Origin of the sequence: Salinispora fenicalii, from assembly GCF_000514815.1 — a bacterium.
Taxonomy (GTDB): domain Bacteria; phylum Actinomycetota; class Actinomycetes; order Mycobacteriales; family Micromonosporaceae; genus Micromonospora; species Micromonospora fenicalii.
Genome location: NZ_AZWQ01000017.1, coordinates 14,196 through 27,100 on the forward strand (window position 1 = coordinate 14,196; position 12,905 = coordinate 27,100).

The following is a 12,905-nucleotide window of genomic DNA, read 5'->3' on the forward strand; positions in this document are numbered from 1 at the left end:
GGTCAGACACTGTCACCGTCGAATTCGTCGCCCAGCCACGGCTCGTCTGGTTGCTGGGCGCCGTCGACCCTGGCCAGATCGTGCACCGAGTGGCCGGTCCCACCGATGTCGGCGAGGGGTGCGGTAGCGATCATTGCCACGCCCGCCACGTCGGTGTCCAGGCCGTAGTCGTGTTCCTCCTCGGCATCCACCTGCGCGCCGAGACCAAATGCCAGGTCGAAAGAGGCATCCGGGTGACTGGCCGGCTCGGACCACGGCTCACCTCCGCCAGCATCGTCCATTCCGGAGTGCGCCGTGGTCGGATCGCTGGCCTCGGCGGTGGGATCACCGTCCAGGTCGACCGTCGGATCGTCGGACTCGGCGGTGGGATCACCGTCCAGGTCCACCATCGGATCACCGCCGTCGACAAGCGGTGCGGTAGCCAACAGGTCCAGACCAGTGGCCCCAGTCATGTTCGTATCGCCGAAGCCGCGATGAGCCATGACGGTCGGGGCGATGTGTTCCGCGAGGGCCGGATCCGCCACATCGGCGTAGTGGGAAACCGCCTCGTTGACGAGGTCGGCGGGCAGCCCAGGGTGACCGTGGACACCGATGAAGGCGTCCGGGTCGGCGACGTACTCCTGCCGGGCGTTCTCACTGCCGGCGAGGTCACCGAGCGCGTCGAGAAGTCGGCCCGAGTCCATGCCACCCACGGTAGGGATCGTGCCACCGATACCGCAGCGGGGAGATCCCCGACCGACCCCCTAATCGTCGCGGATGGCGGTGGTGACTGACCGCGACGCACGAGCCGTGAACAGCACCCGCGCAGCACCGACGGTGTCAGGCCGCGAAGCGCGAAGCGTGGGGTGGTGAACCTGTAAGGCGCACACGCTGGAGTAGAGATGTACGTGTTGGGAATTGATCTGGGAACCACCTACACCGCCGCGGCGACGTGGCGGGAGGGGCGCGCGGAGATCGCCCCGCTGGGTACCCGAGCCGCCGTGATCCCGTCGGTAGTGCTGCTGCGCGACGACGAGACCTTCCTGGTCGGGGAGACCGCCAGCAGGCGCGGGCTGACCGAGCCACGCCGAGTGGCGCGGGAGTTCAAACGCAGGTTCGGCGACACCACGCCGCTGCTGCTTGGCGGGGTACCGTACTCGCCAGAGGCGCTGATGGCCCGGCTACTTCGGTCGGTTGTCGATGACGTGGTCCAGCGCGAGGGCGAGCTGCCGGCCAGGATATGCCTGTCGCATCCGGCGAACTGGGGACCTTACAAGACCGACATGCTACGCCAGGCGGTGCAGCTGGCCAGCATCGAGCAGCCGGTCGAGTACACCACCGAGCCGATCGCCGCGGCTGTCTCGTACGCCCAGCAGGAACGAGTCGATCGGGGTGCCGCCCTGGCCGTGTACGACCTGGGTGGCGGCACGTTCGACGCGGCGGTGCTTCGGCACACCGGGGACGGGTTCGAGATCCTCGGCCAGCCCGAGGGAATCGAACGGCTCGGCGGTATCGACTTCGACGCGGCGGTGTTCGCTCACGTGGCGGACGCGATCGGCGGGAAGCTCGCGGAGCTGGACGACGACGACCCGACCGCGGTCGCGGCCGTGGCACGGTTGCGCGGCGAGTGCGTCGAGGCCAAGGAGGCACTTTCTGCTGACACCGACGTGTCCATCCCGGTGATGTTGCCGAACCTGTCCACCGAGGTCCGCCTGACCCGGGCCGAGCTGGAGGCGATGGTACGCCCGGCGCTCTTCGACTCCATTGAGGCGATGCGCCGGGCGCTGGTGTCGGCTGGAGTCACGTCAGATGACCTGCATTCGGTCCTGTTGGTCGGCGGCTCGTCCCGGATGCCGCTGGTCGCGCAGATGGTCGGCGCCGAGTTGGGCCGCCCGGTGGCGGTGGACACTCACCCGAAGCATGCGGTCGCGCTCGGCGCGGCCTGGCTCGCCGCGGGTGCGTTGGCCCGCGCGGCAGGCAGCCGGACGCCTACCCCCCGGCAGGCGTCAGCGCAGGTGCCCGCAACGCCCTCTGCCACACCGACCGCAGCTGTCCATCGGGCCGACACCTCGGCGACGGCTGCCATCCCGAGGAACAGGGGCGCGGCGGCACCGCTGGTCCGCGGAGCGGCGGCCGTCAACGATGGCCGAAGTGGCCGAACCCGGCATTCCGACACCGACCGACCCTCGAACACGAAGAAGCTGTCGGCCAGCCCGAGTCGGTCCCGGTCGCTGACCATCGGCGCCGCGGCCCTCGCCCTGGTGCTGGCACTTGCCGGCGCCGGATACGCGATGTTCGGCCACAACGATGCCCCTCCGACGGATCGGGGTGCGGCGGTGGCGGCAGTGGCGACAGGTACCCCCAGCGAGGCGGCGCCCCCCGCGGACGAGCAGTGCACCGAGACGATTCGTGCCAACAAACGGTGGGCGTGTCTGACCGCAGCGGTCTTCGACGGTTCCGCCCTCACTCTCCAGGGCGATGTCGGTGTCCCGGAGGGCACAGCCCTAGACGTCAACGGCGGGTTCCATCTGCACATCTTCGGCAGCGATGGCGTTAGCCCGGACCCCGCTATCATGGGTGCCCACGCCACCGACCAGGAGCAGTGGTACGTCGAGGACAAGCTTCCGTCCGTCGCCACGTGGGGCGATGGCCGGTGGAAAGCGATCGCTTCCTACGCACCTCCTGGTCAGACACTGCCAGACAAGGTGTGTGTGCGGATCGCGGTTGATTGGCACGGGTTGGTCAAGGACACCAACGGCGGGTACGAGACGGGAAACTGCGCACCGATCACCGAAGGTTGAGACGGGTGCAGACCCAAGGTCAGATGACCACGCCCGGCGCCGATGCCACGACCGTGGTCGTGGGTGTCGACGGTGCCGGACGGAGTCGACGGCTTCGTGATCTCGCCGCCGCACTCGACCGTCCGGTGCGCTGGGTGACGCTGCCCAGCAGCGATGCGGATCTCGACCTGGTACTGACCGACGCCCGGGCTGCGGGCGCCGTGGTGATCGTCGACGATGCTCACCACGGGCAACCGTCCAGCTGGCGTGCCCTGGCCGAGGCCACGCGCGCTGGCCAGGCGATGCTGATCGCACGGCGGCCGGTGATCCGCGCCGCGGAGCTGGCCGACCTGGACCAGGTCGTCGCGGCGGCCGGCACGGTCGACCAGCTCGGGCCGTTGGACGCCGCCGGTGTCGCCGCGGTCGTCACCGAGGCGGGCGTACTTGAGCCCGACGAGGACACGATCGAGGATATCCGCACCGCATCGGGTGGGATGGCCGCGGTAGCCGCTTCCCTCGCCACCGCGACGTCCAGGGGCTCGGTCGCCACCGCGACATTCAGGGGCTCGGTCGCCACCGCGACGTCCAGGGGTCTGGTCCCCGCCGCACTGCGGGCCCGGGTACAGCGCCGCCTCGCGGGCCTTCCCGCCGACGGCACGGCGGTGACACAGGTGCTTGCACTCCTGCTGGACGTCCCGGACTCCGTGGTTGCCCGGGCTGCCGGGGTGACCGTGGCGACGGTCGCGGATACCAGCAACGTCCTACAGGAACGTGGCATGATCGCGCCCGGTTCGGCTTCGCTGATTCCGGCCGTCGCCGCGGCGATCCTGACCGACCTACCAGTGGTGGTGCGCCGGCAGCTGCAGGACCGGGTGGCCACCGCCCTCCTGGACTCGGGCGCTGACCCGCTGCTGGCCGCAGTCCAGCTGCGGCGGGCACGTGTCCGGACACCCACGGCAGCGGTCGCCTACACGCATGCCGCTGATCACCTGCGATTTCGCGATCCCGATGCCGCGGTTTCCTGGTACGACGCCGCGGTCGAGGCGGGCGCACAGCCGGCGGCTGTGGACCTGGGCCGGGCTGAGGCGGCCACCCAACTCGGGACACCGGTGGACCTGACCGGCATCAGTGGTGATCCGGCACGGTTGGCCATCGTGGGGGCCGCGATCGCCGCGCAACAGGGACGATGGGACAGAGCAGCAGAGGCACTGGCCGACGCCGACCAGCCAGGTGCGGCCCTGGCCGCCGTGGCCTGGGCCGCGACTGGGCAACCCGAACGTGCTGGTCATGCCGCCCGTCGTGCCCGCGCCGAGCCCGGCGGAGGGACGCCGGAGGCCCTCGCCCGGCTGGCCGAGGCCACGGCGGGCCTCGCCGAGCCGGAGGCCATGTTGCCCCTGCTGATCGAGTCTGCCGAGGCCGCGCAGCGCACGCCACCCGACGTCGTGTTGCCCGACTCGCCGCACGCGCTCGGCGCCCTCGTCGCCGGGCTGACCGGTGATGTTTCCACCGCAGAACGACTGCTCCTCGCCGGGTTGGCCGCGGGCGTCGGTGGCCCGGTGACCGCCCGCCGACATCAACTGCTCCTGGCGTTCACTCGGATGCGCGCCGGCCGCTACGACACTGCGGCTGCGGAGCTGGCGCCAGGGTCGGATCCAACTGCCCGGGACCAACTGCTCGCCGCCGCGCTCGCGGCGGGGATGGCCCGCCGCAGTGGTGACGTGGCGCGAATGCGCGAGGCATGGAACGGGGTGGAGACGCAGCTGGCCCGACGCGCGGTGGACCTTTTCGCGATCGAGGTCCTGGAGGAGCTTGTGGTGACGGCGGCGCGGCTGCGCCGTATGGTGCGAGCTCAACCCGTGATGGACGTACTCGACGGTCTTGTCGCACGCGCCGGGGATCCGCCGACGTGGGTCGTCGCGGTGGGCTGGATTCGGGTTCAGGTCGCCGTCGCCCTCGAGGATGCGGCTACGGCCGCCACGCTGGCCGGTGAGCTGGCCACGGCAGCGACCCTCGCCGGGCCACGCCAGCGTGCGCAGGGCGCCGCCGCACTGGCCTGGGCCGATGTGCTTGCGGGAAAGGTGGACGTCGACGACGTCTGTTCGGTCGCTGGGGACTTGGCGACCAACCAGCTGCCCTGGGATGCCTCACGGCTGGTGGGCCAGGCGGCGATTCGCACCACGGATGCGACGGCGGCACGGCGACTGTTGGAGCACGCGCGGGGCTTGTCTGCCGCGGAGGTCGGTGGAGGCGAGCAGCGCGGGCGGGCTGGGGTGCTGTCCGAACGCGAGATCGCGGTCGGCCGCATGGTGCTCGAGGGGCGCACCCAACGGGAGATCGGATCCCAACTGTACCTGTCGCCGAAGACTGTCGAACACCACGTGGCGCGGATGCGGACCAAACTGGACGTGTCCAGCCGCGCCGAGTTTCTCGCCGCCCTGCGGGAACACCCAGGGATTGTCGACTGAGCGACAACCGTGCCTGTCGGCGGTTCAGCCGGCTGGGGCAGCAGCCCCTATTGCCAGGGCGGGCCCGCGGGGGTTTCCCCGATGCCACCGTCGGGGCTCCAGCGGCACTGTAGGGCTATGCCGGGGCCGACCAAGGCCCCGGCCAGACAGGGAGAAAAACGATGAGTATTGATGTCAGTGAACTCTTTCGGGGCTTCTTTTCCAGGGTCTTCAGCGACCGCGAAGTCGCGGAGAACTTCGTGGCTGACCCGGAGGGCGTGCTCACCGCCGAGGGCATCACCGACGCCGACCTCTCAGGTGTCAACGTCGCCCAGGTCGCCGCGGTCGTCGCTCAGGAGTCTGCGCTACCACCGGAAACCAAGGACGCGGTTGCGCAGGTCGCCGCCACTGGTGGCGGGGGCGGTGGAGAGCAGGACTCGGGCGACGGCGGGCCTGCGGCGGATGGTGGGCAGCCGCCGCTGGAACAGATCGTGCAGACCGTCACCGAGCTGGTCACCGTCGTGCACCAGGACATCGACCAGTCGACGAGCTTCTTCGACCAGTCGACAACCATCGACAACTCAGTGGACGTGGACGTGGACGGCGCCAATGCAAGTGTCGTCACCACGGGTGACGGCAATGTCGTCAACACAGGTGAGGGCGACGTCAATGCGGCCACGGGTGACGGCTCCCAGGCCATCGGCGGCGACATCGACGGTCAGGCCAACACCGGCGACGGAGCCGTTCTCGCCGACGATGACGTGGAAAACGTCAACACGGGCGAAAACAGCGGGGTCGTCGGCGATGGCGACAATACCTTCGGCGACGGCAATGTCGACTTTGGCGAAGGCAACGACCTCGCGAACCTGAACTTCGGTTCGGGCGTTCAGGACCAGTCATCCAACTCGATCGACAACTCGATCAACAACTCCGATCTGTCGCAGAACAGCTCCATCGACAACTCCAACAACGAACAGTCGATCGAAAACGACATCACCACCGATATCGACAACTCGGTCAACGACTCGAACAACGAGGATTCCTTCAACTCGATCGAGGCCGAATTCAACGAGGACAACTCGATCGACGCCGACCTCAATAACGTCGCCAACAGCTTCGATACTGAACTCGACACGACGCCTGTCCCGGGGCTCACCCCCCAGGGTGAGTTCGCCCGCAACGCCGACAACAGCGCTGACGAGCCAGCGGCTCTCTGAGGTGGGCATGCGACTGGTGAGGTCCCCGACGGTCCGCCCAGTAGGGGACTCCGTCAGTTGCGTGTCTCGCGGGCCGGCCTGCCTCTGCCCCGTTGCCTGACATCGACGGGGACGGTCGACCGAATCCGGTCCTGAACCGCGCTCACCGAAGGCGTGTCCCTTGGCGAACACGAGGGCACGGGCCTTGCGGACAACCTCGCCGACCGGCCCCTACCGTCCAGCCACGTGCTGGCGACAGCGGGGCCGGCTACGTGTCGCCTGCTGACAGGCGATCGAGAAGGTCGGCTCCCGCCGTCCGGGATCGTTCGACGCGGCGGGCGTAGGCCAGCACCTCCGGACTGGTGCCGGCCTCCGTGTGTGAGCGGGCGAGTTCCGCCGCGGCGCGGTGGTGGGTGCCGAGCAGCTCGCAGAGCACGGCGTCGACCGCCCCCTCGGGCGTACCGCGCAGCCGGGCCACTCCCCCGTCGGCGGCCGCCCGGCCGTCACCCTGCGCGGGTGCGGTCACGGCGGGGGCCGAGTCAACGGCCTGCAGCCAGGCACGTGCCATCACGTGTTCGTCGAACTCGGTCGCCTTGACCGCGCCGACCAGGATCTTGATCTCCGGATCGTCGATCCGGTCCTGCACCGATCGCGCGATCTCGACACTCTGTTCGGTGTGTGCCGCCATCGCCTGCAGAAACCGGATGTCGGCCTCGTTCATGGAGGTGGCGGCGGGCACCTCGTCACCGACCTCCGCCCGGATGTCGCGGCGTTCTGCCGTCCCGGCGCAGCCCGCCAGCAGCGCGGCGGTGGCAAGCAGGGCGACCAGTAGCAGCCGTCGCACGGCCTACTCCCTTCGGGTCACGGGGCGCCGACTCGCGGTCGGCCCGCACCGACCGGGTGTCCCCACCACGGCCGGTGCGGCCACGCCCGTTCGCTCAGATTCGGATCCACAGCGACGGCACATGCGGCGGCTCCCACCCGGGTGTCGCGGTGTGCGCCTGCCGAGCCCGGTAGCTCACCCCGTCGTACGTCACCTCGTCACCGATCTGGTAGGCGACGCCAACCGCCCAACCGTCGCCGGGTGCCGGGTCGCCGGTCGCGGGTGGTGGTGTCACGGCAGTCCAGAGCGCTGGTACGCGCGGCGGCTCCCACCCGGGTGTCGCGGTGTGCGCCTGCCGAGCCCGGTAGCTCACCCCGTCGTACGTCACCTCGTCACCGATCTGGTACGCGACGCCAACCTGCCAGCTTTCCGGCGCGGGAGTCCCGGTCGAGGTCGGAGACGGCGTGCCGGTCGGGGTCGGTGACGCGGTGCCCGTTGGTGACGCGGTCGGCGTCGGCGAGGCGGTGCCCGTCGGTGACGCGGTCGGCGTCGGCGAGGCGGTGCCCGTCGGTGACGCGGTCGGCGTCGGCGAGGCGGTGCCCGTCGGTGACGCGGTCGGCGTCGGCGAGGCGGTGCCCGTCGGCGTCGGCGAAGGGCTGCCGTCGATATTCACGTCGATGCAGGAATAGAACGCCATGGGGGTGTCGGCGATGTTCCATACCGCGAGAACCTTCTGCCGGCCCACGTGGTCGCCCAGGTCGACCGTGTGCGAGAGCGTGGACGGCGGCTGCACTCCACCACCGTCGAAGGTGGCCAACAGCTCGTCGCCGATGAAGTATTCCCAGTTACTGGTCTTGTGCGGCGCGGTCTTGATCCAGTCGAAGGTGACCGACCGGCCGACCGTGGCCGCGGGCCAGGCCCGGCTCTCGTCGTCGAGCACGGCGAACTCGGAGATGCCGCCGCTGCAGCTCGTCAGGCCCTTTGGTCCTTCGACGCTCTGCGGCTCGAACGCGATGGGCCCACAGTCGGGTACCGAACCCTGCGCGCAGAGCGCCTGACGGCTGGGCGGTCCCGAAACGTAGCCATGCGCCTGGGCGGGCGCGGCGACGGCCATCGTGGCCGTGACTGCTCCCATCGTCATCAATGGCAGGGCAAAGCGCTTTCGCATTGGTACAACTCCCTCGGACACCTTCGACTCCGAAGGGCGCCACGCTAGCCATAGGAAGCCTGAACAGCAATAACAGCCGAGTTCTTCCGGCTTCTCTGATACCGGATCAGATCACATGTCTGCTTTTTCGACACGCCTGATTCGTCGGCCGGGATGCGCGGACAACACCGGATGCACGGTTTTCCGTACGCCGAGGTAGATCGATGGCTTGCGCATTTGACAGCCCGAGCCCGTCCGGACCGACTGACCGCGGCAGGCCCGTCCACGGTGATGATCATCACGGTGGACCGACTCTCCCCTCACCGAAGGGTAGGGTTCGACCCCGGTCGTCGAGGTGCGGCTGCTGGCCCCTCACGGCCACCACCGGGCAACGTTGCCTGGAATGGTCCGGATTGTCCGACCGGAAATGCTGTGTACAAGCTTCGCCATGTCCCGAGCGGGATCCGGTGACACGTGTGCGCCCCCGCGCACACCCGAGTGGAAACGGCTGTATGTCTTCTGAACTGCCCGCGGTCACCCGGCCGCGCCTGTCCCGCCCGTCCTGGCTGACACCGAAGGTTCTGCGTACCGAGGTGCTCGCCGGTCTGGTCGTCGCCCTGGCGCTGATCCCCGAGGCGATCAGCTTCTCGATCCTCGCCGGGGTGGACCCCCGGGTCGGGCTGTTCGCCTCCTTCACCATGGCTGTCGTCATCGCGATCTGTGGCGGCCGACCGGCGATGATCTCCGCGGCGACCGGGGCGATCGCTCTGGTCGTGGCACCGCTGGCGAAGGAGCACGGGCTGGACTACCTGATTGCCGCGGTGATCCTCGGCGGCATCCTCCAGGTGCTACTGGCCCTCCTCGGGGTCGCGAAGCTGATGCGGTTCATCCCCCGCAGCGTGATGGTCGGCTTCGTCAACGCGCTGGCCATCCTCATCTTCTCCGCCCAGGTGCCGTATCTGCTCGGGGTGCCGTGGCTGGTCTACCCGCTGGTCGGCCTGGCCCTGGCGATCATGGTCGGGCTACCCCGAATCACCCGGGCCGTACCCGCACCGCTGGTGACGATCATCGTCCTGACCGGGATCACGGTCACCGCCGGGATCGCCGTACCGACCGTCGGCGACCAGGGTGAGCTGCCCAACAGCCTGCCCACCCTCGGGCTGCCGCAGATCCCGTGGACCGTCGACACCCTGACGCTGATCGCTCCGTACGCCCTCGGCGTTGCGCTGGTCGGGCTGCTGGAGTCGCTGATGACCGCCAAGCTGGTGGACGACATCACCGACACCCACTCCAACAAGACCCGCGAGTCCTGGGGTCAGGGCGTCGCCAACATCGTCACCGGCTTCTTCGGCGGCATGGGTGGCTGCGCGATGATCGGCCAAACGATGATCAACGTCAAGGCGTCTGGCGCGCGGACCCGGCTGTCGACCTTCCTCTCCGGCGTGTTCCTGCTCATCCTGGTGGTCAGCCTGGGTGACGTGGTCGCCGCGATCCCGATGGCCGGCCTGGTCGCCGTGATGATCATCGTCTCGGTCTCGACGTTCGACTGGCACTCGGTGGCCCCGGCCACGCTGAAGCGGATGCCCTGGGGCGAGACGCTGGTCATGGTCGCCACCGTCGCCACGACCCTGGTCACTCACAACCTGGCCATCGGCGTGGTCCTCGGCGTCCTCACCGCGATGGTGATCTTCGCCAACCGGGTCGCACACCTGGTGGAGGTCACCAGCGTGCTGGACCCCGACGGCGGGAGCCGCATCTACTCGGTGCACGGCGAGTTGTTCTTCGCCGCCAGCAACGATCTGGTCTACCAGTTCGACTACGCCAATGACCCGTCACACGTGGTCATCGACATGACCCACGCCCACGTCTGGGATGCCTCGTCGGTCGCGGCACTGGACGCCATCACCACGAAATACGCGGCTCGCGGCAAGACCGTCGAGATCATCGAGCTGAACCAACCCAGTGCCGCCATCCACGGCAACTTGGCCGGCACCCTCGGCGGGGGCCACTGATGCCCGGCCCGGTGCCCGGTGGCTCCGCGCCCGGGTCCGCGGGGCGCCCGTCGGGCACCGGGACACTGATGCGAATCGGCGAAGCAGCCGAGCGGGTCGGGCTGAGTATTCGCACCATCCGGCACTACGAGGACGCTGGGTTGGTCCTCCCGTCGGCACGCAGCGAGGGCGGCTTCCGCCTCTACACTGACGCCGACCTGGAGCGTCTCGCGGTGGTCAAGCGGATGAAACCGTTGGGGTTCAGCCTCGACGAGATGCGGACGCTGCTCGCCATCCTGGACGCCCTGGTGACCGCCGGCGCCGCTGATCGGCCCGCCCTGCTCGACCGGCTCGATCTGTTCCACACCGTCGCCACCACTCGGGTGGAGACGCTGCGCGAGCAGCTTCGCACCGCCGAGGGCTTCGCCGGCGCTTTGCGCCACCAACTCGACCAACACCGGACTCACCACTGACGCCGGCTGGGCCGGCGGGAGCCGGCCCAGCCGGCGGCGGCGACGCTGGTGGTCAGGGCTTGCGGGCAACCCCGCAGTAGCCGTCCACGACCATCAGCGAGCCGTTCTCCGGTCGCCAGCGCCCGAGCGGCACGACACCCGGCTCGACCAGGTCAAGGCCGTCGAAGAAGGCGGTGAAGTCGGCGACCTCGCGCAGATGGTACGGCGCCGCACCGCTCTCGTTGTACTGCCGGTGGGACTCGACTACCCGCTCACTGGTGGCCGTGCCGTCGGACATCGCCAGGAAGCTCCCCGACGGCAGCGACGAGACCAGAGCGCGGACGGCGTCCCGCGCCTGGGCAGGGTCCGCTACGTGGCCCATCACTCCCAACATCATCAAGCCGACCGGCTCGCTGAAGTCCAACGTGGCCTGGGCTTCCCGGATGACCCGCGCCGAGTCGTGCAGGTCGGCGCTGAGGTACTGGGTGGCGCCCGCCGGGTCGCTGGTCAGTAGCACCCGGGCATGCGCGAGAACCATCGGGTCGTTGTCGACGTAGACGACACGGGCCTGCGGTGTGATCCGCTGGGCGACCTGGTGGGTGTTGTCGGCGGTTGGCAGGCCGGTGCCGATGTCGAGGAACTGGCGGATGCCCGCCTCGGCGGCGAGGTAGGTCACGGCCTGGTGCAGGAATGCCCGGGAGTAGCGAGCGGCCTCGACGATCTCCGGGAAGATTGCCCGAACCTGGTCGCCGGCCGCCCGGTCCGACGCGAAGTTGTCCTTGCCACCCAACCAGTAGTTCCACACCCGCGCCGAGTGCGGCACTGACGCGTCAAAGGTGGAGTCCGCGCCTGCTGACGCGTCGAAGGTGGAGCCCATGTTTGCGGCCTGCTGCTCGGCCTGGTTCTGCGACACGTCTCGACCCCCGGTTTGGTTAGCTACGCCAACAGCACCGCCGTAGCGTAGCGACACCGCGGCCCGTCCGTGGTCCCGCGAAGCCGTGCCAGCGGAACCGACCCGGGAGAGGTGCCGGGGTGCCGGAAGGCAGGGAGTCGAGCAAAGAGCTGTGCGGTGGCGCCGGTGCGTACCGGCGCCACCGCACGGGTGTTGCGAGGTGGTCAGCTCTGCGGCAGCCAGGCCTCAACCTTGTCCTGGTTGGCCTCGACCCACTTCTCAGCCGCCTCCTCCGGCGACATGTTGTCCTGGGCGATGTACCGGGCCACCACGTTCTGGTCCTCGTTGGTCCAGTTGAAGTTGTCGACCAGCTGGTAGGCGGGCCCGTTGGCGTCGGCGAACGACTTGCTCACGATCTTGTCGAGGTCGTACACCGGGTAGTCGCAGGCGACCTTCTCCGGGTCGGCGTCGCAGCCCTCCTGGTACTCGGGCAGGTCAACCTTCACCAGCTCGATCTCGGAGAGGAACCACTGCGGGTCGTAGAAGTAGCCGAGCACCGGCTCCTTCTTCTCCTCCGCCTGACGGAACGCCTGGATCAGGGCCGGCTCGCTGCCCGCGTAGACCACCTGGTAGTCCAGCCCCAGGTTCTTGACGAGGGCTTCGTCGTTGGTGACGAAGGACGGGTCACCGTCGAGCAGCTGCCCCTTGCCGCCGGACTCCGTGGTCTCGAAGAGGGAGGCGTACTTGTTCAGGTTGTTCCAGTCGGTGATGTCGGGGTACTCCTCGGCCATCCATGGCGGCACGTACCAGCCGATGACCCCCTCGACACCGGTCGAACCGGCGTTCACCGCGGTCTTCTGGTCCTCGATGTACTTCTTCTTGAGGTCGTCGTGGCCCCAGTTCTCCACGATCGCGTCCACCTGGCCGGTGCCGAAGCCCTGCCAGGCGATCTCCTCCTTGAGGTCCTTCTTGACGACCTTGCAGCCGAGTTCGGTCTCGGCGACGTGGGCGATGACGGCCGCGTTCGCCTCGTACCCGACCCAGGGGTTGATCGCGATGGTGAAGGTGCCACAGTCGCCCGAGTCGGCGGCCTCGGTCGACTCGATCTTGGACCCACCGCACGCGGTGAGCGCGAGCGCCGCCACCGTGGAGAGCGAAACGCCCGCCAGGACCCTCTTACTGACAATGGATCTCATTTACT

At 69.0% G+C, this 12,905-nt stretch carries 10 protein-coding genes; 5 read left to right on the top strand and 5 right to left on the bottom strand.

Going from position 1 to position 12,905, the window contains the following annotated elements; genetic code table 11:
• Positions 1-2: 2 nt before the first annotated feature.
• Positions 3-683 (bottom strand): hypothetical protein, encoded by a 681-nt coding sequence (locus tag B116_RS0106990; protein WP_027659614.1) that lies wholly within the window; start codon positions 681-683, stop codon positions 3-5.
• Between the two features lie 198 nt (positions 684-881).
• Here B116_RS0106990 and B116_RS0106995 point away from each other — a divergent pair, with 198 nt between their 5' ends.
• From B116_RS0106995 to B116_RS0107005, 3 genes are all read left to right on the top strand, one after another.
• Complete coding sequence (locus B116_RS0106995) at positions 882-2,780, top strand: Hsp70 family protein (RefSeq protein ID WP_027659615.1); 1,899 nt, start codon at positions 882-884, stop codon at positions 2,778-2,780.
• A gap of 5 nt (positions 2,781-2,785) precedes the next feature.
• On the top strand, positions 2,786-5,224 hold the full coding sequence (locus B116_RS0107000) for a helix-turn-helix domain-containing protein (protein ID WP_027659616.1): 2,439 nt from the start codon (positions 2,786-2,788) through the stop codon (positions 5,222-5,224).
• Between the two features lie 161 nt (positions 5,225-5,385).
• Entirely contained in the window at positions 5,386-6,420 is a 1,035-nt protein-coding gene (locus B116_RS0107005) for a hypothetical protein (RefSeq protein WP_027659617.1), read from the top strand.
• Positions 6,421-6,667: 247 nt separating this feature from the next.
• On the opposite strand, the gene B116_RS0107010 is transcribed toward B116_RS0107005, so the two are convergent.
• The gene (locus tag B116_RS0107010) at positions 6,668-7,243 is read right to left on the bottom strand and encodes a DUF305 domain-containing protein (RefSeq protein WP_027659618.1); all 576 of its coding nucleotides are present in this window, start codon (positions 7,241-7,243) and stop codon (positions 6,668-6,670) included.
• Positions 7,244-7,337: 94 nt separating this feature from the next.
• The gene (locus B116_RS0107015) at positions 7,338-8,390 is read right to left on the bottom strand and encodes a carbohydrate-binding protein (RefSeq protein ID WP_027659619.1); all 1,053 of its coding nucleotides are present in this window, start codon (positions 8,388-8,390) and stop codon (positions 7,338-7,340) included.
• Positions 8,391-8,881: 491 nt separating this feature from the next.
• Between B116_RS0107015 and B116_RS0107020 the strand changes: the two genes are divergently transcribed.
• Positions 8,882-10,381: a SulP family inorganic anion transporter gene (locus tag B116_RS0107020; protein ID WP_027659620.1), complete on the top strand. Its 1,500-nt coding sequence runs from the start codon at positions 8,882-8,884 to the stop codon at positions 10,379-10,381.
• On the top strand, positions 10,381-10,833 hold the full coding sequence (locus tag B116_RS0107025; protein ID WP_027659621.1) for a MerR family transcriptional regulator: 453 nt from the start codon (positions 10,381-10,383) through the stop codon (positions 10,831-10,833). Before B116_RS0107020 ends, B116_RS0107025 begins: the two co-directional genes overlap by 1 nt.
• A 52-nt stretch (positions 10,834-10,885) precedes the next feature.
• Here B116_RS0107025 and B116_RS0107030 read toward each other — a convergent pair whose 3' ends face one another.
• On the bottom strand, positions 10,886-11,725 hold the full coding sequence (locus B116_RS0107030) for an SAM-dependent methyltransferase (protein WP_027659622.1): 840 nt from the start codon (positions 11,723-11,725) through the stop codon (positions 10,886-10,888).
• A gap of 203 nt (positions 11,726-11,928) precedes the next feature.
• Positions 11,929-12,900, bottom strand: a complete 972-nt coding sequence (locus tag B116_RS0107035) for an ABC transporter substrate-binding protein (RefSeq protein WP_018721599.1) — start codon at positions 12,898-12,900, stop codon at positions 11,929-11,931.
• Between the last annotated feature and the right edge of the window lie 5 nt (positions 12,901-12,905).

Excerpts from the sequence above, each read along its gene's own strand:
- B116_RS0106995 (WP_027659615.1), top strand. The coding sequence starts at position 882 with ATGTACGTGTTGGGAATTGATCTGGGAACCACCTACACCGCCGCGGCG.
- B116_RS0107035 (WP_018721599.1), bottom strand. The coding sequence starts at position 12,900 with ATGAGATCCATTGTCAGTAAGAGGGTCCTGGCGGGCGTTTCGCTCTCC.
- B116_RS0107025 (WP_027659621.1), top strand. The coding sequence starts at position 10,381 with ATGCCCGGCCCGGTGCCCGGTGGCTCCGCGCCCGGGTCCGCGGGGCGC.
- B116_RS0107015 (WP_027659619.1), bottom strand. The coding sequence starts at position 8,390 with ATGCGAAAGCGCTTTGCCCTGCCATTGATGACGATGGGAGCAGTCACG.
- B116_RS0106990 (WP_027659614.1), bottom strand. The coding sequence starts at position 683 with ATGGACTCGGGCCGACTTCTCGACGCGCTCGGTGACCTCGCCGGCAGT.
- B116_RS0107005 (WP_027659617.1), top strand. The coding sequence starts at position 5,386 with ATGAGTATTGATGTCAGTGAACTCTTTCGGGGCTTCTTTTCCAGGGTC.
- B116_RS0107020 (WP_027659620.1), top strand. The coding sequence starts at position 8,882 with ATGTCTTCTGAACTGCCCGCGGTCACCCGGCCGCGCCTGTCCCGCCCG.